Annotated in this window: 20 protein-coding genes, 1 pseudogene and 1 riboswitch; of the genes and pseudogenes, 9 read left to right on the plus strand and 12 right to left on the minus strand. The window is 59.9% G+C overall.

The window, feature by feature from the left end:
- Nucleotides 1-78 precede the first annotated feature (78 nt).
- The 4 genes from hpxZ to hpxW are packed head-to-tail and all read right to left on the minus strand — an operon-like array spanning nucleotide 79 to nucleotide 3,638.
- Entirely contained in the window at nucleotides 79-465 is a 387-nt protein-coding gene (hpxZ, locus tag ACMGGQ_RS05955; protein WP_277718579.1) for an oxalurate catabolism protein HpxZ, read from the minus strand.
- Nucleotides 462-1,859, minus strand: a complete 1,398-nt coding sequence (locus ACMGGQ_RS05960; RefSeq protein ID WP_420289714.1) for an AtzE family amidohydrolase — start codon at nucleotides 1,857-1,859, stop codon at nucleotides 462-464. Before ACMGGQ_RS05960 ends, hpxZ begins: the two co-directional genes overlap by 4 nt.
- The gene (hpxX, locus tag ACMGGQ_RS05965) at nucleotides 1,856-2,044 is read right to left on the minus strand and encodes an oxalurate catabolism protein HpxX (RefSeq protein ID WP_024909607.1); all 189 of its coding nucleotides are present in this window, start codon (nucleotides 2,042-2,044) and stop codon (nucleotides 1,856-1,858) included. Before hpxX ends, ACMGGQ_RS05960 begins: the two co-directional genes overlap by 4 nt.
- Before the next feature lie 10 nt (nucleotides 2,045-2,054).
- Nucleotides 2,055-3,638, minus strand: coding sequence for an oxamate amidohydrolase (hpxW, locus tag ACMGGQ_RS05970; RefSeq protein WP_420289715.1), 1,584 nt, complete (start codon nucleotides 3,636-3,638; stop codon nucleotides 2,055-2,057).
- A 144-nt stretch (nucleotides 3,639-3,782) separates the two neighbouring features.
- Here hpxW and hpxU point away from each other — a divergent pair, with 144 nt between their 5' ends.
- From hpxU to hpxK, 7 genes and pseudogenes are all read left to right on the plus strand, one after another.
- Entirely contained in the window at nucleotides 3,783-4,622 is an 840-nt protein-coding gene (gene hpxU / locus ACMGGQ_RS05975) for a MurR/RpiR family transcriptional regulator HpxU (protein ID WP_048027314.1), read from the plus strand.
- A gap of 192 nt (nucleotides 4,623-4,814) precedes the next feature.
- Entirely contained in the window at nucleotides 4,815-5,597 is a 783-nt protein-coding gene (locus ACMGGQ_RS05980) for a transporter substrate-binding domain-containing protein (RefSeq protein WP_008499846.1), read from the plus strand.
- A 4-nt stretch (nucleotides 5,598-5,601) separates the two neighbouring features.
- Entirely contained in the window at nucleotides 5,602-6,267 is a 666-nt protein-coding gene (locus ACMGGQ_RS05985; RefSeq protein WP_045908453.1) for an amino acid ABC transporter permease, read from the plus strand.
- A complete protein-coding gene (locus ACMGGQ_RS05990; protein ID WP_071882588.1) occupies nucleotides 6,267-6,923 on the plus strand; it encodes an amino acid ABC transporter permease in 657 nt (218 codons plus the stop codon). The genes ACMGGQ_RS05985 and ACMGGQ_RS05990 overlap by 1 nt, the downstream gene beginning before the upstream one ends.
- A pseudogene (locus tag ACMGGQ_RS05995) lies at nucleotides 6,904-7,640 on the plus strand (amino acid ABC transporter ATP-binding protein). The gene ACMGGQ_RS05990 and the pseudogene ACMGGQ_RS05995 overlap by 20 nt, the downstream one beginning before the upstream one ends.
- A gap of 13 nt (nucleotides 7,641-7,653) precedes the next feature.
- A complete protein-coding gene (locus tag ACMGGQ_RS06000) occupies nucleotides 7,654-8,895 on the plus strand; it encodes a pyridoxal-phosphate-dependent aminotransferase family protein (protein ID WP_048222430.1) in 1,242 nt (413 codons plus the stop codon).
- Nucleotides 8,892-10,130 (plus strand): allantoate amidohydrolase, encoded by a 1,239-nt coding sequence (hpxK, locus tag ACMGGQ_RS06005; RefSeq protein WP_196346108.1) that lies wholly within the window; start codon nucleotides 8,892-8,894, stop codon nucleotides 10,128-10,130. Before ACMGGQ_RS06000 ends, hpxK begins: the two co-directional genes overlap by 4 nt.
- Here hpxK and ACMGGQ_RS06010 read toward each other — a convergent pair.
- The 5 genes from ACMGGQ_RS06010 to ACMGGQ_RS06030 form a co-directional block, all read right to left on the minus strand.
- Nucleotides 10,127-11,377 (minus strand): MFS transporter, encoded by a 1,251-nt coding sequence (locus ACMGGQ_RS06010; protein ID WP_414454982.1) that lies wholly within the window; start codon nucleotides 11,375-11,377, stop codon nucleotides 10,127-10,129. The two genes, hpxK and ACMGGQ_RS06010, sit on opposite strands and share 4 nt — an antisense overlap.
- A 48-nt stretch (nucleotides 11,378-11,425) precedes the next feature.
- Nucleotides 11,426-12,982 carry an MFS transporter gene (locus ACMGGQ_RS06015; RefSeq protein WP_420289716.1) on the minus strand — a complete coding sequence of 519 codons (1,557 nt, stop codon included), beginning with the start codon at nucleotides 12,980-12,982 and terminating at the stop codon, nucleotides 11,426-11,428.
- 39 nt (nucleotides 12,983-13,021) lie between these two features.
- Nucleotides 13,022-14,386 (minus strand): glycoside hydrolase family 28 protein, encoded by a 1,365-nt coding sequence (locus ACMGGQ_RS06020; RefSeq protein WP_420289717.1) that lies wholly within the window; start codon nucleotides 14,384-14,386, stop codon nucleotides 13,022-13,024.
- A gap of 219 nt (nucleotides 14,387-14,605) precedes the next feature.
- Nucleotides 14,606-16,285, minus strand: coding sequence for a hypothetical protein (locus ACMGGQ_RS06025; protein ID WP_420289718.1), 1,680 nt, complete (start codon nucleotides 16,283-16,285; stop codon nucleotides 14,606-14,608).
- Nucleotides 16,286-16,448: 163 nt separating this feature from the next.
- A complete protein-coding gene (locus ACMGGQ_RS06030; RefSeq protein WP_048222446.1) occupies nucleotides 16,449-17,450 on the minus strand; it encodes a magnesium transporter in 1,002 nt (333 codons plus the stop codon).
- Nucleotides 17,451-17,510: 60 nt separating this feature from the next.
- Nucleotides 17,511-17,680: riboswitch (M-box (ykoK) riboswitch) on the minus strand.
- Nucleotides 17,681-17,839: 159 nt separating this feature from the next.
- Here ACMGGQ_RS06030 and ACMGGQ_RS06035 point away from each other — a divergent pair.
- Nucleotides 17,840-18,343, plus strand: coding sequence for a DedA family protein (locus ACMGGQ_RS06035; protein WP_234082021.1), 504 nt, complete (start codon nucleotides 17,840-17,842; stop codon nucleotides 18,341-18,343).
- A gap of 1 nt (nucleotide 18,344) precedes the next feature.
- Here the strand turns inward: ACMGGQ_RS06035 and ACMGGQ_RS06040 are convergent, their stop codons facing one another.
- Entirely contained in the window at nucleotides 18,345-19,094 is a 750-nt protein-coding gene (locus tag ACMGGQ_RS06040; protein ID WP_420289719.1) for an SDR family oxidoreductase, read from the minus strand.
- 100 nt (nucleotides 19,095-19,194) lie between these two features.
- Between ACMGGQ_RS06040 and ACMGGQ_RS06045 the strand changes: the two genes are divergently transcribed.
- The gene (locus tag ACMGGQ_RS06045; RefSeq protein ID WP_420289720.1) at nucleotides 19,195-19,554 is read left to right on the plus strand and encodes a winged helix-turn-helix transcriptional regulator; all 360 of its coding nucleotides are present in this window, start codon (nucleotides 19,195-19,197) and stop codon (nucleotides 19,552-19,554) included.
- A 1-nt stretch (nucleotide 19,555) separates the two neighbouring features.
- Here ACMGGQ_RS06045 and ACMGGQ_RS06050 read toward each other — a convergent pair whose 3' ends face one another.
- Both ACMGGQ_RS06050 and ACMGGQ_RS06055 read right to left on the minus strand, forming a co-directional pair.
- Nucleotides 19,556-20,350 carry an SDR family NAD(P)-dependent oxidoreductase gene (locus tag ACMGGQ_RS06050; RefSeq protein ID WP_420289721.1) on the minus strand — a complete coding sequence of 265 codons (795 nt, stop codon included), beginning with the start codon at nucleotides 20,348-20,350 and terminating at the stop codon, nucleotides 19,556-19,558.
- A 124-nt stretch (nucleotides 20,351-20,474) separates the two neighbouring features.
- Nucleotides 20,475-20,918, minus strand: coding sequence for a winged helix-turn-helix transcriptional regulator (locus ACMGGQ_RS06055; protein ID WP_045908316.1), 444 nt, complete (start codon nucleotides 20,916-20,918; stop codon nucleotides 20,475-20,477).
- Nucleotides 20,919-21,058 lie beyond the last annotated feature (140 nt).

The following is a 21,058-nucleotide window of genomic DNA, read 5'->3' on the forward strand; positions in this document are numbered from 1 at the left end:
CCGGCCTACAGGGCCCGCAGGACATACGGAACATCGTAGGCCCGGTAAGCGCAGCGCCACCGGGCAGGTTTTTCAGCGTTACACCATCAAACTCACCTGCGCCGCCACGATGCGCCACCCATAGGCAAACCGCACCCACGTCTGCTGCTGGCGGCCAATGCGTTCTGTGCTCTCCCGGGTAAACTCGGTGCTGCACACGGCATAATCCTTCCCGAAGGTGGTGATGACGGTGTGGCGCAGCGTCCGCTGCAGCCCGGCGGCGGGGCGTGCCGCGCGAAAGGCGCGGATTTCATCAATTCCGTACAGGTTTTCCCCCGCCCCCAGCCGCACCGTGTTTTTGTCGTGCCAGAACAGCTCGTCCAGCACCGCAACGTTGTTGCTCACCAGCGCGTCCTCATAGCGGTAAAACGCGGCCGTCACCTCGGCAACCACCCACGGGAGGTTAATGTCATCGTGATTCATCATGCTGCTATCTCCGCCGGACGGGCATCGGTGATGCCGCTCTCCTCCAGAACCCGCGCGACGCGCAGGCAGGCCTGCTCGTTAAACGGCGCGGCAATCAGCTGCAGGCCGATGGGCGCGCCCTGCGCGGTGCGCAGCGGAACGGTGGTCACGGGCAGGCCCAAAAACGAAATTGGCTGGGTCAGCATCCCCATGCTTGCGCGAATGGGCAGCGGCTGACCGTTAATTTCCATGGTTTGCTCGCCCGCCAGCGTCGCGCTGCGCGGGGTGGCCGGGGCGATCAGCACGTCGGCCTGCGCGAATAAGGTTTTGAATGCCTGCCGGGCGTGAGCGCGAAACCGCTGGGCCTGAATGTACCAGGCGGAGGGGAGCATCGCCCCGGCCAGCAGGCGTTCGCGGGAGTGCGGCTCAAAACGCGCCGGCTCCCGGCGAAGCGCGGGCAGGTACTGATTTCCCCCTTCGGCGGCGCTGATGATAAACGCCGCCGAACGCGCCAGCTCGGCGTCCGGGAACTGCAGCTCATCCTGCACGTCGAGCGCCTTCGCCACCCGCGCCACGGCGTCTCTGGCGTCCGCGTCGCACCAGGTGGTGAAGTAGCCGCCTAGCACCGCGCAGCGCAGGCCGTCAAGCCCGCGATCGAGCAGAGGGCGCGTCTGCTCCCGGGAGCTTTCGGCCTGAAAACCGTCGCTGGTGTCCCGTCCCTGCAGGGCGTCATATACGGACGCCAGGTCACACACGCGGCGGGCGAAGGGGCCGATATGATCCAGACTCGGGACAAACGGATGGCTTCCTGCGCGCGACAGGCGGCCAAAGGTGGGCTTCAGGCCGTAGATGCCGCACAGGGAGGCCGGAACGCGAATCGACCCGTTGGTGTCGGTGCCGAGTGAAAAGTGCACCAGCCCGGCAGCCACCGCGGCCGCTGACCCGCCGGACGACCCGCCCGCAATGCGCGCCAGGTCGTGCGGGTTACGCGTCGTGCCGTAGTGGCTGTTCTCGGTGGTAAAGCCGTAGGCGTAGGCGTCCATATTGACCATCCCGGTCAGCAGCCCGCCCGCGCTGCGCAGCTGGCGTACCGCAAAGCCGTCAGCCGCGGCGGCAGGGCGCTGGCTGAACAGCTCGGCCCCGGCGAGGGTGGTGTGACCGGCAACGTCGAACAGGTTTTTCACCGCATAAGGCACGCCCGCCAGCGGCGGCAGGGGACGCTTTTCCCGTCGCAGGGTATCAATATTATCGGCTTCGGCGAGCATGCGTGCTTCCGTCACGGTGGTCCAGGCGTTGATCTGCGGGTTAACGCGCGCAATCGCCTCCAGCGTCTGTCGGGCGATCTCGTGGGCGCTCAGCTCTCCCGCGCTCAGCGCCTGCTGGATCGCGCTGATACTTATCTCGTGTAGCGTCATGCTTTATACACTCCTGCAATCTCCAGACGGTCGTCGAGCGGCAGCGCCATCAGCGGGGCGGCCATGCTGGCAATGCGGCTGAACTGCAGCTGCAGCTCGGCGCGGCGGGCGTCATCCAGCTCAACGCCGAGTACGGTTTCCATTTGCGCCAGGTACGCCTGCCAGTCGGGTTGGTGTGTCGTCATTATTTTCTCCTCAGAATCCGGCGGCTGTGCCGTTGCTGCGCGGGTCAAATGCCCCTTCGAACAGCCCGTTGGGGTGGCGGACAATCGCGCCCGCGTGACCCATGGCTTCACTAAAGTCAGGGAAAAGCTCCACCTCGTGGCCGAGTGCCTGCAGGCGCGCGACCGTCTCGGGTGAAAAACGCCCTTCAAGCTTTAGGGTGTCCGAGGTTTGTCCCCAGGTGCGCCCCAGCAGCCAGCGCGGGCGGGTAATGCTCTCCTGCAGGGGGACGCCCTGAACAACGTAGCGGGTAAAGAGCGCTGCCTGGGTTTGCGGCTGTCCGTCGCCACCCATCGATCCGTAGACCATCACGCGACCGTCCTTCAGACGTGCCGCCGCCGGGTTCAGGGTGTGGAACGGCTGTTTGCCCGGCGCGAGGGCCAGAAGATGGGCGGGATCGAGGCTGAAGGATGCGCCGCGGTTCTGCCAGACGATGCCGGTATCGGGCAGCACCACGCCGCTGCCGAACTCGTGATAAAGGCTCTGGATAAACGACACGGCAAGCCCGCTGCTGTCCATCACCCCCATCCACACCGTATCGCCGGGACCTTTTCCGGTTCCCCACGGCGCCGCGCGACTGTCGTCAATCCTGTCGGCAAGCGCCTGCAGGGCGGCGGGATCCACCAGTTGCTGAACATCGGTGTTCAGCGCGCGCGGGTCGGTGATGTGGGCATCCCGCAGGCCAAAGGCCAGCTTGGTGGCTTCCACGATGCGGTGCAGGGTGTCGGCGTCGTCGGCCTCCGCCATGTTCAGGCGGTCAGTAATGCCGAGTATCGCCAGCGAGACCAGCCCCTGCGTCGGCGGGGCGTGGTTAAAGATCTCTCCCTGCTGATGCTTGAGCTTCAGCGGCGTTGTGCGCCGGGCGGCGTGGGCGTTGAGATCGGCCAGCGTCACGGGCAGGCCCAGCGTCTCCATGCCCTGCGCCAGGACTTCCGCCAGCGGGCCGCGATAAAAGCTGTCCAGACCGTCCTCCACCAGGCGCGTCAGGGTCGTGGCCATGGCGGGCTGGTAAAAGCGGCTCCCGACCTGCGGCGGCTTACCGCCCACCAGCCAGGTTTCCGCGAAGCCGGGAACGTCCTTCAGCTCGTCGAACTTGCTGGCCGTAGCGTGGGCCTGAGAGGCCGTGACCGGCGTGCCGTTTTGCGCATAGTCAATAGCATCGGCCAGCAGGCGGGTCAGCGGCAGCGCCTTGCCGGTCATCTCGCGCGAAACCGTCAGCGCTTCGTCCCAGCCGCTGACGGTTCCGGCGACGGTCAGCGCCGCACGGGGGCCGCGATGGGGGATCTGCGTGAGCCCGTCGTAGGCGGCCAGCGTCGCGCGCGATCCCGCCGCGCCGCTGGCATCGATGGCGATGGGATCGCCTTCCGGGGGCACGATAAGCCAGAAGCCATCGCCGCCCAGCCCGTTCATATGCGGATAGACCACGGCGATGGTGGCCGCCGCCGCGACCATCGCTTCGATGGCGCTGCCGCCTTCGCGCAGCACCGCCAGCGCGCTCTGGCTGGCGAGGTGGTGGGGCGCAACCGCCATACCGTGTGTGGAGACATTACTTTGCATGAAGAGTCCTCGTAACCCTGAAAGTCACAAGGTGCTGCAAAAGCTGTTCCAGTTCTGAATAAAAAGTTTCATGCCAGTTGCCGCAGAAGCTGGCATGCTTAATGAATAATGAGCATGAGATGAAACAAACGTTACAGAGGCGTTATGGAACAGCTTGATGAACGACTGAAAGCACAATACGCGTCATTGTCGCCGCAGGAGCAGCGGGTGGCGGATTTTATTTTCGATCATTTTGACGACCTCATTAGCTACAACAGCGCCGAGCTGGCGCAGCTGAGCGGGGTGTCGAAAGCCACGGTGAGCCGTCTGTTTAAGCGTCTGGGCTATGAGAAATATAAGGACATGCGCGAAGAGCTGCGCACCCTGCGCCAGAGCGGGATGCCGCTCACCGACAATCGCGATGCGGTGCAGGGCAATACGCTGCTGGCGCGCCACTATAAGCAGGAGATGGCAAACCTGACCCAGTGGGTCAATGCCCTCGACGCGCAGCAGTTTGCCGACGCCATGGCCTGCATGGTCAGGGCGCGCCGCATCGTCATTATCGGCATGCGTAACGCCTATCCGGCGGCGCTGCACCTGCGCCAGCAGCTGCTGCAGGCGCGCGGTCAGGTGCTGGTGCTGCCGCAGCCGGGGCAGAGCCTGAGCGAGGAGCTGGTAGACTTAACGCCGGACGATCTGGTGGTGATGATGGCCTTCCGCCGTCGCCCGCGCATCATTCGCCCGCTGATGCAGCAGCTTCAGAGCAGCGGTATTCCGGTGCTGCTGATGTGCGAGCCGCAGGCCCACAGCCTGTTCCCGCTGGCGAGCTGGCAGCTCTGCACCCCGCTGGACAGCGTCTCCGCCTATGACAGCTATTCGTCGGTCAACAGTCTGATCAACCTGCTGGCGAACGCCTTCCTGCATGACATTCTCGATAAAGGCCGCCCGCGCATTCACGAGATTGCCTCCCTCTACCAGCAGCTGGACGAGCTGGAACAGCGATAATGGGGCATCAGGCTGGTGCTTTGCATTAAAACAGTGCAATCAGACGGGGCGTAAAAGAGCGCCCCCTTTTCGCCATTCCCCGCTTTATCAGGCTTTATGACAATATCCCCCGTTTCGCCTGACCTGGCACATTAGTTGCAAAATCACACTCAAAGAATCTTTTGTTTCATGTTAACGTTACGGGGAAGCACCATGAAAAAATTGTTGATTGCACTGGCCGGGGCAGCATGCCTCTTCACACAGCTGCCAGCAAAGGCTGACCAGCTTCAGGATATTGAGAAACGCGGCACAATTCGCATCGCCGTTCCGCAGGATTTCCCGCCGTTTGGCTCGGTGGGAACCGATCTGCAGCCGCAGGGCTATGACATCGACATGGCGCGCTATCTGGCTAAACAGATGAAGCTCAAGCTGCAGTTGGTGCCGGTGACCAGCGCCAACCGCGTGCCGTACCTGCAAACCGACAAGGTGGACCTGGTCATTTCCAGCCTCGGTAAAAACCCGGAGCGCGAGAAGGTAATCGACTTCAGCCGCGCCTACGCGCCGTTCTTCCTCGGCGTGTTTGGTCCGAAAGGGGCTGAACTGAAGGATGCCGCCGCGCTCAGCGGAAAAACCATCGGCGTGACGCGCGGGGCGGTGGAGGACATGGTGCTGACCGGCCTGGCGCCGAAAGACGCGGACGTCAAGCGCTACGAAGACAACAACACTACGCTGTCGGCATATCTGTCCGGCCAGGTGCAGTACGTGGCGACCGGCAATCTCGTGGTGGCGGCCATTTCGCGCCAGAACGCGGCGAAAGCCCCGGTGCCGAGCTTTATGCTGAAAGACTCGCCGTGCTTCATTGGCCTGAAGAAAAACGAACCGGCCCTGAAGGCAAAAGTGGACGCGCTGATCGAGCAGGGCATTAAGGACGGCACGCTGAACGGTCTGTCTGAGCAATGGCTGAAGGCCCCGCTGCCGGCAAACCTTGGCGCCTGAGCCGATGACTGAGCAACTTGATTTTTCCGCCCTCTGGCCGCACTGGCCGGAGCTGCTGGCCGGGCTGTGGGTCACTATTCAGCTGACGGTGATGGCCACCGTCGGCGGGCTGGCAACAGGGATTATCGGCGCGGCGATCCGCAGCGGACGCACCACCTGGTACAGCCGGATCTGGGGCGGGTATGTGGAGATCATCCGCAACACGCCGTTTGTGGTGCAGCTGTTTTTCATCGTCTTCGGCCTGCCGAACCTGGGGCTGAAGATGACGGCGGGGGAAGCGGCGCTGCTGGCCATGGTGGTCAACCTGGGCGCCTACAGCACCGAGATTATTCGCGCGGGCATTCAGGTCACGCCGAAAGGGCAGTGGGAGGCCGGTCGCGTGCTGGGGCTGACCCGCCTGCAGACCTTTATCCGCGTGGTGCTGCCGCCTGCGCTGCAGCGCATTTATCCGGCGCTGGTGAGCCAGTGCATCATCGTGATGCTCGGCTCGTCGGTGGTGTCGCAGGTCTCGTATGAAGAGCTAACCTTCGCCGCCAACCTGATCCAGTCCAGAACGTTTTTAAGCTTTGAGGTCTATCTGGTGACCACCGGGATTTACTTAGCGCTGTCGATTACCCTGCGCCAGCTGATGATGGCGGCAGGACGGAAATGGCTGGGGGTGCAGGCATGATGACCACCTTTACCGACTGGGACATTATTCGCAATCTGCTGCTGGCCGGACGCTGGACGGTGCTGCTGTCGCTGGTGGCGTTCGTCGGCGGGGCGGTGGTAACGCTGCCGCTCCTGCTGCTGCGCCTGACGGGCGGGCGCACGGTGAAGCGCATTATCCGCGGCTATATTGAGCTGTTTCAGGGCACGCCGCTGCTGATGCAGCTGTTCCTGGCCTTCTTCGGCGTGGCGCTGTTCGGCATCGACGTTTCGCCGTGGACCGCCGCCTCGCTGGCGCTGACGTTCTACACCAGCGCATTTCTGCTCGATATCTGGTACGGCAGCATTCGTGCTTTACCGAAGGGGCAGTGGGAAGCCTCGCGCTGCCTGGGGCTGACCTTCGGCCAGACCCTGTTTCGCGTGGTCGCCCCGCAGGCGCTACGCATCGGCATCGCGCCGACGGTCGGCTTTGCCGTGCAGGTGATCAAAGGTACCGCGCTGGCGTCGATTATCGGTTTTGTCGAGCTGACCAAGGCCGGGACCATGCTGACCAACGTGACCTATCAGCCGTTTAAGGTCTTTGCGCTGGTGGCGCTGGGCTACTTTATTCTGTGTTATCCGCTGTCGCGCTACAGCCGCTATCTGGAGACGAAATTCAATGCCTCTCATCACCATTAATCAGGTGCAGAAGTACTACGGCGATAACCACGTGCTCAAGGGCGTCGATCTGGATATCGACATGGGCCAGGTAATCTCCATCATCGGGCGCAGCGGTTCGGGCAAAAGCACGCTGCTGCGCTGCATTAACGGCCTGGAAGGCTATCAGGATGGCAGCATCAAGCTGGGCGGCATGACCATTACCGACCGGGATTCCCAGGCGCGTGAAATCAGCCGCTCGGTCGGGATGGTGTTCCAGAGCTTCAACCTGTTCCCGCACATGACGGCGCTGGAGAACGTGATGCTCGCCCCGCGCCGGGTGCTGAAAAAAGCGCCGCCGAATGCCGGGCGCTGGCGCAGCAGATGCTGGAGAAGGTTGGCCTTGGCGATCGTCTGGATTACTACCCGTCGAGCCTCTCCGGCGGCCAGCAGCAGCGCGTGGCGATTGCCCGCGCGCTGGCGATGTCGCCGAAAGTGTTACTCTGCGACGAGATCACCTCCGCGCTGGATCCGGAGCTGGTGGGCGAAGTGCTCAAAGTGCTGGAGCAACTGGCGGCCGAGGGGATGACGCTCATACTGGTTACCCATGAAATGAATTTTGCCCGCGAAGTGGGCGACCGCGTGGTGTTTATGCACCAGGGGAAAGTCTGGGAGCAGGGCGACAGCAAAACGCTGTTCGCCAACCCGCAGACCACGGAACTGAAGCAGTTCATCTCCTCCGTGCGCGGCCTCAACTGATAAGGACTCAACAATGGATATCGCACACTTTCCGCAAATCAACCCGCCGCAGCGCCTGCTGATGGGCCCGGGCCCGATCAACGCCGACCCGCGCGTGCTGCGCGCCATGTCGAGCCAGCTGATCGGCCAGTACGATCCGGCCATGACCCACTACATGAACGAGGTGATGGCGCTCTATCGCGGCGTATTCCGCACCGAAAACCGCTGGACGATGCTGGTGGACGGCACCTCCCGCGCGGGAATTGAAGCCATTCTGGTTTCCGCCATTCGACCGGGAGATAAGGTGCTGGTGCCGGTCTTTGGCCGCTTTGGCCACCTGCTGTGCGAAATTGCCCGCCGCTGCCGTGCAGAGGTGCATACCATCGAGGTGCCGTGGGGCGAGGTGTTTACCCCGGACCAGGTCGAGGATGCGATAAAACGTATTCGTCCGCGCCTGCTGCTGACCGTGCAGGGCGACACCTCCACCACCATGCTGCAGCCGCTCGCGGAGCTGGGCGCGATCTGCCGCCGTTACGACGTGCTGTTTTACACCGACGCCACCGCGTCGCTCGGCGGTAACGCGCTGGAGACCGACGCCTGGGGGCTGGATGCCGTCTCGGCCGGGATGCAGAAATGCCTCGGCGGCCCGTCGGGCACGTCGCCGATCACCCTGAGCGCGCGGATGGAAGAGGCGATCCGCCGCCGCAAGTGCGTGGAGGAGGGCATTCGCACCGACGCCCACCGCGACGGCGACGAGGAGATGATCTACTCCAACTACTTCGATCTCGGCATGGTGATGGACTACTGGGGGCCGGAGCGGCTGAACCACCACACCGAAGCCACCACCGCGCTGTTTGGCGCCCGCGAATGCGCGCGGCTGATCCTGCAGGAAGGACTGGATAACGGCATCGCGCGTCATAAGCTGCACGGCGATGCGCTGCTTAAGGGGATTCAGGCGATGGGGCTGGAGACCTTCGGCGACCTGAAGCACAAGATGAACAACGTGCTGGGCGTGGTGATACCGCAGGGCGTCAACGGTGACCAGGTGCGTAAGCTGATGCTGGAAGATTTCGGGATTGAAATCGGCACCTCGTTTGGCCCGCTGCACGGCAAAGTGTGGCGCATTGGTACCATGGGCTATAACGCGCGCAAGGACTGCGTGATGACTACCCTGAGCGCGCTTGAGTCGGTGCTGAACTACCTCAAATTTACCACCACGCAGGGGGCCGCCATGCAGGCCGCGTGGGACCACTATCGCCGCGAGACGGCGCAATGAGCCCGGCGGCAGAACGGGTGATGGCGCGCGCCGACGCGCTGGCCACCATCAGCGAAACTCCGGATGCGCTGACAAGGGTGTATCTCTCCACGCAGCATCTGCAGGCCAACCAGCTGGTCGGGGAGTGGATGCGCCAGGCGGGCATGACCGTCTGGCAGGACAGCGTGGGCAATATCTGTGGACGCTACGAAGGCGCGCAGGAGGGGGCCCAGGCGGTGCTGCTTGGCTCGCATCTGGACACCGTACGCAACGCCGGGCGCTACGACGGCATGCTCGGGGTGCTTACCGCCATCGAAGTGGTGGATAGTCTACACCAGCAGGGTGTGCATCTGGCGCAGGCCATAGAGATTGTCGGCTTTGGTGACGAAGAGGGAACCCGTTTTGGGATCACCCTGCTAGGCAGCCGGGGGCTGACGGGCACCTGGCCGCAGGGCTGGCTGGAGACGTGTGATGCTCAGGGCATCAGCGTGGCGCAGGCGATGGTGCAGGCGGGGCTCGATCCTGCCCGCGTGGCGCTCGCGGCACGTCATCAGGACGATTTTAGCGCCTGCCTGGAACTGCATATCGAACAGGGACCGTGTCTGGAGCAGGAAGGGCTGGCGCTGGGCGTGGTGGAAGCCATTAACGGCGCGCGCCGCCTCAACTGCCGCTTCACCGGCGAGGCCGGGCATGCGGGTACCGTGCCAATGCATCACCGTAAGGATGCCCTGGCCGCCGCCGCCGAATGGATGGTGCTGATTGAAAACACCACCCGACAGCAGGGCGGCAACCGGGTGGCGACGGTCGGTGAACTGCGCTGCCTGCCCGGTGCGGTCAACGTCATCCCCGGCGAGGTTGCGCTCTCGCTGGATATTCGCGGCCCGCAGGATGCCCCGCTTGACGCGCTGCTCGCTGAGCTGCTGGCGCAGGCGCAGGCGATTGCCGCTCGTCGCGGGCTGAGCTTCAGCGCCGAGGAGTTTTACCGTATCGCCGCCACGCCGTGCGATGCGCGTTTGCAGCACCTGCTGGGCGACGCCGTGGAATCGGTGCAGGGGCGCTCGTTATCCCTGCCCAGCGGCGCCGGGCATGACACCATCGCCCTGGCGGAACGCTGGCCGGTGGGGATGCTGTTTGTGCGCTGCAGGGGCGGGGTCAGCCACCATCCGGCAGAATCGGTGATGGCTGAGGATGTCGCTCTGGCAATTGAGGCGTTTGGGCGAGCGGTAAAAAAACTGGCAGGCGATGAAACGGCTTAAGCGTTCGGCCGTGCCGCCGTTTCCGGTAGGCGCAGCGGTACCGTCATCAGGCTGGCGGCGAAATAGAGTACGGCTATCACCCACAATGTCCCTTCCACACCCAATGGCGCGACGCACACGGTGACGATGAAGGGGCCGGCGAAATTGCTTAGCCCCGAACCAAGGTTGAGACAGGAGATCGCCGCCCCTTTGTTTTCCGGCAGCAGCGAGGGGATCAGGGCGCTCAGCGGGCCAAACGCCCCCAGGCCGATAGCGTAAAGGGCGAGCGCCAGAAACAGGGCGAGGGTGCTGTGGCCAAACAGCACGGGGGCATAACACACCGCGATGGAGGCTACGCCGCATAGCGTACCGGAAAACCACATCACCGTTTTTCGCCAGCCCAGGCAATCGCCCAGCCAGCCAAACAGATAGCTGGCGAAAATATTCACAATATTGACCAGGCCCCAGACTGTTAGCCACTCGGCAATGCTAAAGCCAAATTGCGGTAAATAGACCGGCATCAGGATCACCAGCGAAAATTTACCGATGTCATTGATGGTTTTCACCACGACCGCCAGACGCATTTTCGGCTCTCGCACCAGGACGATAATCCCCTCCAGAAGCGCTGTTCTCAGCGGATAACCGTCCCTGAAAACGGGCCGGTCCTGGTTGAGGACCAGTGCGCAAAACCCGCCGCAAAGAACAAACGCGAAGCCGCTCAACAGCGTGCCCGTTTCGCCCATGCGGGCCAGCATCATGCTGGAGTACCACGGGCCAACAATTGTCATTCCGACACCGAAGGCTATCCAGAACCAGGAGACCGCACGGCCTAAAATACGGCTTTCGCAGCGCTGGTTTATCCATACCAGAAACGAGTAGGCAAACAGCGGGTAAGCCACCCCGCGTAGCGCGTAGGTTGCGACCATGAGCGGATAGTTATTCTGGGGGAGGGCAACAAAAATAAAGGGCACCGAGCCGATAAAATAGACCACCGTCGCGATCCACATCAGCCGGCGCACCCCCAGCACGCCTGCTCCGATACCGGAAAACCAGGAGACAGCGGCAACGCACAGGCCGAAGATGGATGAGAGCAGGCTAATTTCAACAGGATCAAAGCCCCGCTGCTGCAAAAGTGAAGCCAGCCAGCTTTGTTCGATGGTCGCTCCGGTTATAAATAAAAAAACACCGATGAATCCCCAGCTAAGCTCCCGGGGTAATCCTATCCGCGCCCATATCCCTTGTTGCATCACCAGGTTATGTTCAGTCATGTTGTTCTCTTCTTCCTGCCGGGCGGGCACGGTTACCCGCCCGGAACATCAGGCATTTTTCAGTTGTACGGTCGAACGGGATTTCATCTGGCTACGATTGACGTGGCCCACCGTGTTCTGCCCCCAGCACTGCTCGTAAGGTAAGCCGGTAAGACTTTCAATCACGGCTCTGTTTTCAGCGCTGACAGCGTCTTTCTTTTCGCCACGTTTGAGGCGTGCAACCTCGTCGTTAAGGATGGCATGAGTACGGCTGTTCACCTTGAACTGGAAGGCCGACCATATCCCCCAGAGCGTGAGCACAACGGGGAGCGCAATCATGATAATCACGATCATTGTGATGGCCGTTCCCGGCTGGTGGCTCTGCCCTGAAACGAAGCCGGAGAGTTGCAACGCAACGCCGACCAGGAAGATTGACAGCGCCTGGGAGGCTTTACGCAACAGGCTCATAAAGCCAGCAAAGATCCCTTCGCGGCGGCTGCAGGTGAGGATTTCATCCACGTCCGCCACAAAGGTGTAGTTGTTCCACGGGATCGCGTAGATCCCCCCGCGCGCCAGACCCGCAATCCCTGCCGTCAGATAGAGCAGGGCCATACTGGTAGAACCGTTTACCCATGCCGCGCCGAAAAGGAGAAAAGCCAGAAGGGCGAGTGTTGCCTGGGTGGCGAACGCGCGTGAGGGTGAGAAACGCAGCGTGAGCCAGGTTGCTACACCGACGCCAAAGAACTGCATGCCGTTGATGGTCGCCAGGAGGTTGGAGGCCATGACCGGGGAGGTCATCAGGGCGAAGACGACAAAGTAGGTGAATACCGAATTAAAGATATCCTGGGCAACGGAGCCGCCCAGATACATCCCCAGATGCGAGCGGAAGGTTTTTATTTTCAGCGTGGACAGGAAGTCGTAGCAGATGGCGTGAACGCGGGCGAGGAGCGGCTGCTTTTCCCCCTCGTCAACGTGACGCTCGCATTGCTCTATCTCATCAAGCGAGCGTTCCCAGGTACCGAAGTAGACAAAGAACAGGACGACCATAAATGAGAGCGTGAAGATCGCGCCGGCATAAAAGAACGAATCTGCGGAGTCTGAACCAAAATAAGCCACCAGGCGTCCCGGCAGAAAGGCGGCGGCAAATCCCGCCAGTTGGGCGATATACATACGGGCGCTGGTCAGCTTCGAACGCTTGCTAAAATCGGAGGTCATTTCTGCGGAGAGCGTATCGTAAGGGATAATAATCATCGAATAGACGATTTCGAACAGAATATAGACCAGCAGATAGATCCAGTAGTTAAACCCCTCTACCCACAGCAGGCTGTAGACCGACACCAGTGGAATACTGACCAACAAGAAGAAGCGGCGACGACCAAAACGACGGCCCAGCCGGGTTTTATGGAAGTTATCGGAGACATAGCCCATCAGCGGACACATGATGACGTCGACAATGCGCGCCACGGCAAACAGCGAGCCTGCTTCAATCGGCGTTAAGCCGCAGAAGGTGGTCAGGAAGAAGAGTAACCATGCGCTCACCAGCGTGAACGCGCCAGAGCCTATTACATCAGCAAGACCATAACAAACGTAGTTATGCAGCTTTATTTCATGTACTTTTTTTATCATTTTTATCCTCAGTGACGAAGTCGTCCAAAGGTTCCACCTTTATGCACAGGCGGAGTCGGTGATGAGGTTCTGAACGTTAAGCAGGACGGTTTTTTCCGCATTCCAGCCTGCAGGCAAGGGCACCGGTCGGCAGAGGTGCGTGGCGCAGAGCCGCAGCCCGCTTACGCCGTTGGCGTAAAAAATGGGCATACCGCCAGGGTAGGGCTCTACCCCATGCGCACGGCCGGTAGACGGATTGATGTTGTAGGCGTTGTCCAGCCCCATTCCGGTTGGACGCGCGGGGTTGCACGGCGGACGAATATCGTAGAAGCCTTGTTCCTGCGAGTCGCTGAGGCATTGTTCAACGCAGAGGCCATTAAACATGACGTCGCGAATGTTGCCCGGCGTGTCGCTGTGCAGGTTAATCGCGCCTTCAGCGTGGCCTGCAAGGTTACTGAAAATGACGTTTTCGATGGTGCCAGGCTGAACCTCTGGCGCACGGTGGCGTACCGAAATATAGATAGGATCGGCTTTTCCCCAGTGACAGGGATGGCCGTGACGGCAGTCAAACAGAATATTGCTGAACACCAGCCGTTGAAAACGCCCCCCATCGCGTGAGACCAGCCCAATACCCCGGTTGGACTCAAAAATCGTGCAGTTGCTGACGGTGATGTTCTCAATATCGGCAAAGGTTTCCGTACCGATTTTGATGGCGCAGCTTTTGGAACGCACAATACAGTTGTTCACCGTTACGTTACGAATGGGCTGCTGTAGCGGCGCGGGTTTCCAGGTGGTTTTCAGGCAAATCCCGTCGTCGGCGGCGCTGAAGTAGCTGTCGCTGATATGGACGTGCTGGCAACTGTCGATATCGAGCGCATCGGTGTTGGCGAGCGCCAGGTCATTATCAATGGTGATGTTCCGGACAAAAACGTGGTTGCAGCTCACCAGGTGAGCGGTCCACATCGGCGAGTTATGCAGGGTAATATCCTGCAGGCGTACCTGTTCGCAGCCTTCAAACACCACCAGTCGCGGGCGCTGTGATTTAGGCTGGCGATAGCCCTGGTCATCCGCCTCTGATGAAAACCAGCTTGCGGCGTCTCCATCAATTTTTCCTTCTCCACTCAGCGTGATGTGCTGCTCGCCACGGGCGTAAAGGAGCGCCATGTTTGACATTTCTGCGAGCGTCACCGTCTCCGAATGCTGGTAATCGGCAGGGTTTGCGCTGGCGCGCAGGCAGGCACCGGCTTCCAGATGCAGGGTAAAATGAGAGGGTAAAACCAGCGTACCGGTGAGCCAGATGCCGGGCGTCACGACCAGCGTTCCGCCCCCGGCGGAGGCTATCTCATCGATAAGCTGTTGCAGTTGCGCCGTCAGTACCGTATTGCCACTGCGATCGAGTGGCGCATTGTCTAAAGAAATTTTCATCGTCATTCCTGTTCATCAACATGATGACCAGGATTTAACGCGTTTTTACCGTCGCCGGAGTGCGCAGAAACGGTGCTTCTTGACGTAACGGTGAAGCACTTCACGTTTGATTTCTGAAGGACAATTAATTATTGAAAATTGTCACATTTCGCGTTTTTTCAGACCGAAAGGGTGTTGCAAAAAAGAGAAATCGTGGTTGTCAGAGACGCAGGTGAGGGATTATGAACGCCCTCTCAGCGACGTTAATTCATGGCTCAGACTGTCAGCCAGCGCACGTACCCGCGAGGCATCAAATAACACATGCAGACCGGGTGAGGCGTCAGTGTGTTTCTGGCAGTAATCCTCCATTTCACAGGCGCATCGATAAAGCTCCTGAATATTGATATGGCTAATCTCCTGCATGCTCCAGCTGTTCTCGACCTCACGGGCATAGCGCAGCGTAAAGAACGCCTTTTGCGCATGTAAAAAGAGACGACAATAGAGGGTAAAGCCCTGCCACTCTTCATACCAGCGACGTTCAAGCGAGCGGGGAAACGCGGCGCGTTTTACGAAATGCAGTGCCGCTTCCTGAAGCGCGGCGGCAGCGTTGCCCGCCTCGTCTTTCTCCCTTGCGATACGTGACAGGCAAGCGGCGGACGTTTCTGGATCGTTGCGATCGAAGGTGATTGTCCGTTCTGAGCCAGGCAGCCAGTAATTGCGGTTTAGCTGGCCGTAAAGGCTCCACACCGCCTGGCCATAGCTTTCGGGTACCTGGCTGTGACGATGGAAAACGTGCTTGCGGACATAAATAGCGCTGTATAACACCTGTCCCGCTTGCTCAAGCAGGGAACAAAATGTCTCTAAGGTCTGCTCGTCGGGTTGCCAGCCATAGCTTTCGTGTAGCCAGTCGGTCATCAGCTGCGCTTTCGTCAGCGTTGTCCCCTCGTTGCTCAGCATTCTGCTGCAGGCCACCAGATTACATTCGCTGAGCGTCCCCATGATCCAGTGGTTATCCAGACTTTCCCAGCTCACTTTGCATACTGCGCCAGTGATGGCCGGGTTACTGCGACACCAGAGCAACCGCCCCTGGAGTTCATCAATACGTGGGAATGGAAAGATGCCCCAGCCAACTTCTTCCCCGACCAGGTCGATCTCTGTCCAGACCTCGCGCTCCCGAACCTCCAGCAGTGCGGGGTTATTAGGAAAGGATGGCCAGAAACGTTCGGGGGTGAGCTTGATCGAGACGCTGACGTTCGCCGGTAAGGGACGGATGGCCTCCAGCACGTTGCCAAGATCGTGGTTATCCGCCGGAAATACACGCAGCACCAGATGTTTATTTTCCTGCTGCATCACCCGGGAGAGGGCAGTGAAGCAGCAGCTATAAATCATGAAGCTGCGATCGTCGCGTTGTAACGGGGCGGGTTTTTCCGTTGATGGCTGCTCCCAACTGGGGCGTGAGACTGGCAGCAATCCGTCGGTATTAGAAATCGCAATCATCAGGCCGCTGAGAGACGGAATGCGCTGGCAGATCTGCGAAATTTTATCCGCAAGGTAACTGCACCAGAAGTCGACGTCGAAGCGTACACCCTGGTTGGGATCAAACAGGTGCGGATGGGAAAGCAAGAGATCGGTTGGAAAGTTGAGCTCTTTGGCCTGAAGGTAAAATCGCAGCCCCTGACGTCGACACAGCTGGCCCAGGCGGTTGAGATAAACGCAGCGCGCCCGCTGCTGGCTGGATAAGCGGTCATTGTAGTGATGTGGCGTATACCCTTTCGGTGTGGCAAGCAGATTAAAGAGGTCAGCCTGCCCGACAATGAGGGTATTGAAGCCATGGGCTACAGCCCACTCCACCAGTTCACCGGTTTTATTCCAGTCCCAGTAAGCCTGGGTATTCAGTTCTACCGCTCGCGTCTGCCACATATCCCTATCCATTCGTCCGACGAAAACAGGGTTACTATCTCGCTTTATTTATGCTTTTCGCAAGCAGAGCAATACGTTCCGGAATTTATAAAGACGAACTGACCGCTCAGTTCGTCAGTAAGGTGTTTTCAACCTCCAGTGGGAGGTTGAGGCGCGCGATCGTTCACTCCAGCCCCAGCGTATATTGCGCAATCTTAAAGTAGATAATCAGCCCGGTACCGTCGATAAGCGTCGCGATAAACGGTGCGGAGACGACCGCCGGGTCAATGCCGCAGCGCTTGAGCACCATTGGAATGACGGACGAGACAATGGCGCTCCACAGCGTAATGCAGACCAGCGTCAGGCTGACGATGAGCGTAATTTCCAGCCCTATTCCCATCATCCAGGCGCGGATGCACCCGGCAAGACCCAGCGTGGCGGCAATCATCAGCGAGGTGGTCATCTCTTTACGCAGCACGCGGCCCACGTCGCGCAGACGCACTTCCCCCAGCGCCATGGCGCGCACCAGGGTGGAGGTGATCTGCGTCCCGCTGTTGCCGCCCGTGCCGATCAGCAGCGGAATGAAGAACGCCAGCGCGATGGCGGACTCCAGCGCCTCTTCAAAATGCTGAATAACCGAGCTGGTGTAGGCTTCGGCGACAAACAGCAGCAGCAGCCAGACGGAGCGTTTTTTCCACAGGCTATACGGGCTGGTCTCCAGATAGGGCTTCTCCAGGGGGAGCGTCGCCCCCTGAAGCTGGGCATCTTCGGTGACGTCATCTTCCAGCAGATGGGCTATTTCGCGCTCGGTCAGGCAGCCGACGAGCTTGCCGTGGGTGACCACGGGCACCACATCCGCGCCGCCGTGCGCCAGCAGTCCGGCAACATCGGCACGTTCATCTTCCGGTTTGACCTGCAAAAACTGCGAAATCATCAGCGATTTCAGCGGCTGCACCGTATCGGTGGTCTGCAGCAATTTGCGCACGGCAACCATCCCCGCCAGGCGGCCATGGTCTTCGATAAAAATATGCGACGGAATATCATCGTCTTTTAATTTTTCGAAGAATTGCTCGCGCGCCAGCGCCACGCATAATGCCATATCGAGGACGATAAAATCGGTATTCATATATTGCGCGATCGCGCTGTCATTGAATGCCAGGTTTTGGTTGTGAATAGCGTAAGACATAATGAATTCCCTTTGAATAATAAAATCTCTCAGGGGCGAGCAAGACAGGGCATGTCGAAGAGGAGATCCCCACGTCCTGGGTTCAGCACTGTACACCGTATCCCGCGAGGGAAGTTATACTGACAAAGCCTTGATTCGACAGTGCCTGTTTTACCCTGTGTCGATTCTCTCGAACCTACCAGAGCGATAACGTGTATTTGTACAGGAGCCTCGCCATAACGAGATCGTTGTAAAACGAGAGGAATAATACGCTTATTTAACGTTGCCGCTCAGGAATTTAAAAAATGTTTAAGAACGGTTTAGGAGAATATTATTAATGGAATGTTGAGGGTTTATTTAAGGTTATTCATTTTAAATGGAGAATTAAATAATTAACGGGGGAGGGGAAAATGGCGTGGCTTGATAATCTGCTGAATCATTTTGCGCTGTATCCGGCACATCTGTTCGCGCTGTTATTTATGATGGCGCTGAGCAAGTCGACGGTGCTGATCTCCTCCGTGTTGCCGCCCGCCTCGGTCATGTTGCTGGCGGGCATTACCGTCAGCCAGGCAAGCATGCATCCTGCCCTGGCGTGGCTGGCCGTGGTGATGGGGGCAACGGCGGGCTCGGCGCTGAACTACCACTTAGGGCAGCGGATGGGGCACACGCGCTGGATGACCCGCTTCACGGCAAAACACGCCGGTAAATTTCTGCGGGTGCAGCATCAGCTACAAAAAAACGGGGTGCTGGTGCTGTTTATCGCGCGCTTCCTGGCGGTACTGCGCTACATCGTGCCGCTGGCGGCAGGCATGCTCAGGCTGAACGTGGTGAAAGTTTACGGCGTGAGCCTGGCCTCTGCCGCCGTATGGGCGGCGCTGTATGTCGGCATTGTCACCGGCATCAGCGCCTTTTGAGTTACAGGCTCCCCATTCCGCCGTCCACCAGCAGTTCCGTTCCTACCGTGTAGCTCGACTCGTCGGAGGCGAGATAGAGCGCGGCTTTTGCCAGCTCCGTCGTCGAGCCCATTCTGCCCAGCGGCACCAGCGTGATGATCTCCGCCATCATTGCGTTAAGCGCCTCTTCGCTTAAGCCCGTTTTCGTAAAGGCCGGGGTTTCCACCGGACCGGGGCTCAGGCCGTTGACGCGGATCCCGCGCGGCAGCAGCTCCGCCGACAGCGTGCGCGCCAGCGACAGCAGGGCGGCCTTGCTCGCGGCATACACGCTGCTGGTGGGCAGTCCGATGCGCGCGCTCACGGAGCCGCAGAGGATCACCGACGACGGGTTATTCAGCAACGGCAGCAGCGCCTGGATTAAAAAGAACGGTCCCTTCAGGTTGATGTTCATCAGACGGTCCCAGGTCTCTTCCTGCCAGGCTTCCAGCGGCGCGTGCGTCACGTCGCCGGCGTTGAGAAAGACCGCGTCCAGGCGTGGCCAGCGGGCGGCGAGGGTTGCCGCCAGCGCTTTTTGCGACGCGATATCGCCCGCATCGGTTGGGATCACCCAGGCCTTATCGCCCAGAATGCGCTCTGCTTCGGCGAGGGTGTCCGGGTTGCGTCCGGTCACGGCGACGTGCGCCCCTTCGGCGATAAATGTCTGCGCGGTGGCGAGACCGATACCGCTGGTGCCGCCGGTAATCAACGTATACTTATCGGTTAAACGACCCATGTTCTTCTCCTGAAATGTCACTGGAGAAAGCACTATAGAAACGTTAGTATCGAAAGGAAACCAGGTACCAAATGGATACTAAAGAGGCAAGAGGTGTGCTATGGCTGAAATGCTGGAGGAGTGCTGTGAAAAAAAATCTGAGGCCTATACCTGCCCGATGACGCAGTTTGTAAACCTGATTTCCGGCAAATGGGCAATCCCGATCCTCTATCGTCTTATTGTGATTAACACGCCTGTCCGCTTTGGCGACCTGCTGCGGGCGGCTGCCCCCATCACCCAGAAAGAGCTGACGAAGCAGCTGCGTCTGTTTGAACAGCGCGGGCTGGTGACGCGGACGGTTTATCCGGAGATCCCGCCGCGCGTGGAGTATCAGATTACCGGGCTGGGGTTAACCCTGCAGGATGCGCTCTCGCCGCTGGCCGCCTGGATGAGCGAGTACGGCGACCTGCTTCAGCGTTAGGCTACTGTTTTACGTAGCGCGGTGCCGGGATGCCGGTGCGCGCGCTGCTAAACAGCTCAAGGCGCGCCGCTTCGTAGCGGTCCCACAGGCCTGCATCATGCATCGGCGGGATGGTGATCGGTTCGCCCTGATCCAGACCCGCCAGCGACGAATCCACCATATCGTCGGTGGTCATTACCGATCCTTCCGGCAGATCGTCCACCGTGACGCCTGAATGGCTCCAGATCTCCGTTGCGGTAGCGGCGGGCAGCACGGCCTGAATGCGCACGTTGCTGTCGGCAAATTCTTCCTGTAACCCACGGGTAAAGCTCAATACCCACGCCTTCGTGGCGCTGTAGAGCGCGCTGCCCGCCCGGACGTGCAGCGCCAGCACGGACGCGATATTGATCAGCGTGCCGCGATTGTTCTGTGCCAGGCGCGGCAGGATGGCGTAGGTCAGACGCATCAGCGCCGTGGTGTTCAGGGTGTTAATGGCCTGATGCTGCGCCACCTCGCCCGCGAGGAACGGTGCCATCTGCGCGGTGCCCGCGTTGTTAATCAGCGTATCAATGGCGGTATTGCTGCGCAGTTCGTCTTCCACCGCCCGGATCCCGGCTTCATCGGTGAGATCGGCCACCAGAATATCGACGGCCACGCCATAGCGTGCGCGCAGGTCGGCGGCGAGGGCTTTCAGGCGATCCTCGCGGCGGGCGACCAGGACCAGGTTAGCACCGCGCGCGGCAAGGCGATCGGCATAGACGGCACCGATCCCGGAAGAGGCACCCGTAATCAGGGCGGTGGTGATTTGCGTAGTCATCGTGCATTACCTCAGGCAAAGTGGGTTATTTGGTTTCAATATGAAACTGAATTAACTCTCGGCTATTTGGTTTTATAATGCAACCATATTGGCGATCATTTTGTGCTTTTGCCGTCGGGAACGGTCAGGAGGGGAGTTTAGCCACGATCTCTTCAGGCGTCAGTTCGCGGCCATCGTCGGCGATAAGCGCCAGTTTACGCAGGGGTTTGCGCTGTTCGCTATCGACCAGCACGGTGCCGCATTCGTTTTCCGCGAACAAAAATTCATTGCCCCACTGGGACAGGGCAACCAGCACGGTTTGCAGGGCGCGTCCCTTGTCGGTCAGGACGTATTCCTGCCAGGCGCTGCCGTCGGAGGCGGGCTGAAGCCGGAGAATGCCTTCGTCTACCAGCAGCTTGAGCCGCGTGGTCAGCATGTTTTTCGCGATACCGAGGCTTTTCTGAAACTCGCCGAAGCGTTTAATCCCGCGGAGCGCGTCGCGGACGATCAGCAGCGACCACCAGTCGCCGATGATATCCAGCGAACGGGCGACGGGGCAGGTGCTCTCTTCAAGGCGGGTACGTTTCACAGCGAATTCTCCGGTGGGGTATGGTTTTATTATAAAACTAATCCGTACACACCGTAAGCACGTTAATCATCAGTTTGAGAAATGCTTCCCGGAAAATTGTGACGAATCTGTCACACTGAGCGCGACATTTTAAAACGAGT

The sequence above is a fragment of the Enterobacter sp. BNK-13 genome (assembly GCF_048685015.1).
GTDB classification, from domain to species: Bacteria; Pseudomonadota; Gammaproteobacteria; order Enterobacterales; family Enterobacteriaceae; genus Enterobacter; species Enterobacter quasiroggenkampii.

What these genes read in the sequence shown, in the direction of transcription:
- ACMGGQ_RS06000 (WP_048222430.1), top strand. Translation starts at nt 7,654, where the DNA reads ATGGATATCGCACACTTTCCGCAAATCAACCCGCCGCAGCGCCTGCTG.
- hpxU (WP_048027314.1), top strand. Translation starts at nt 3,783, where the DNA reads ATGGAACAGCTTGATGAACGACTGAAAGCACAATACGCGTCATTGTCG.
- hpxK (WP_196346108.1), top strand. Translation starts at nt 8,892, where the DNA reads ATGAGCCCGGCGGCAGAACGGGTGATGGCGCGCGCCGACGCGCTGGCC.
- ACMGGQ_RS05960 (WP_420289714.1), bottom strand. Translation starts at nt 1,859, where the DNA reads ATGACGCTACACGAGATAAGTATCAGCGCGATCCAGCAGGCGCTGAGC.
- ACMGGQ_RS06040 (WP_420289719.1), bottom strand. Translation starts at nt 19,094, where the DNA reads ATGGGTCGTTTAACCGATAAGTATACGTTGATTACCGGCGGCACCAGC.
- ACMGGQ_RS06050 (WP_420289721.1), bottom strand. Translation starts at nt 20,350, where the DNA reads ATGACTACGCAAATCACCACCGCCCTGATTACGGGTGCCTCTTCCGGG.
- hpxZ (WP_277718579.1), bottom strand. Translation starts at nt 465, where the DNA reads ATGATGAATCACGATGACATTAACCTCCCGTGGGTGGTTGCCGAGGTG.
- hpxX (WP_024909607.1), bottom strand. Translation starts at nt 2,044, where the DNA reads ATGACGACACACCAACCCGACTGGCAGGCGTACCTGGCGCAAATGGAA.
- ACMGGQ_RS06030 (WP_048222446.1), bottom strand. Translation starts at nt 17,450, where the DNA reads ATGTCTTACGCTATTCACAACCAAAACCTGGCATTCAATGACAGCGCG.
- hpxW (WP_420289715.1), bottom strand. Translation starts at nt 3,638, where the DNA reads ATGCAAAGTAATGTCTCCACACACGGTATGGCGGTTGCGCCCCACCAC.
- ACMGGQ_RS05985 (WP_045908453.1), top strand. Translation starts at nt 5,602, where the DNA reads ATGACTGAGCAACTTGATTTTTCCGCCCTCTGGCCGCACTGGCCGGAG.
- ACMGGQ_RS06035 (WP_234082021.1), top strand. Translation starts at nt 17,840, where the DNA reads ATGGCGTGGCTTGATAATCTGCTGAATCATTTTGCGCTGTATCCGGCA.
- ACMGGQ_RS06010 (WP_414454982.1), bottom strand. Translation starts at nt 11,377, where the DNA reads ATGACTGAACATAACCTGGTGATGCAACAAGGGATATGGGCGCGGATA.
- ACMGGQ_RS05990 (WP_071882588.1), top strand. Translation starts at nt 6,267, where the DNA reads ATGACCACCTTTACCGACTGGGACATTATTCGCAATCTGCTGCTGGCC.
- ACMGGQ_RS06045 (WP_420289720.1), top strand. Translation starts at nt 19,195, where the DNA reads ATGGCTGAAATGCTGGAGGAGTGCTGTGAAAAAAAATCTGAGGCCTAT.
- ACMGGQ_RS06015 (WP_420289716.1), bottom strand. Translation starts at nt 12,982, where the DNA reads ATGATAAAAAAAGTACATGAAATAAAGCTGCATAACTACGTTTGTTAT.
- ACMGGQ_RS06020 (WP_420289717.1), bottom strand. Translation starts at nt 14,386, where the DNA reads ATGAAAATTTCTTTAGACAATGCGCCACTCGATCGCAGTGGCAATACG.
- ACMGGQ_RS05980 (WP_008499846.1), top strand. Translation starts at nt 4,815, where the DNA reads ATGAAAAAATTGTTGATTGCACTGGCCGGGGCAGCATGCCTCTTCACA.
- ACMGGQ_RS06025 (WP_420289718.1), bottom strand. Translation starts at nt 16,285, where the DNA reads ATGTGGCAGACGCGAGCGGTAGAACTGAATACCCAGGCTTACTGGGAC.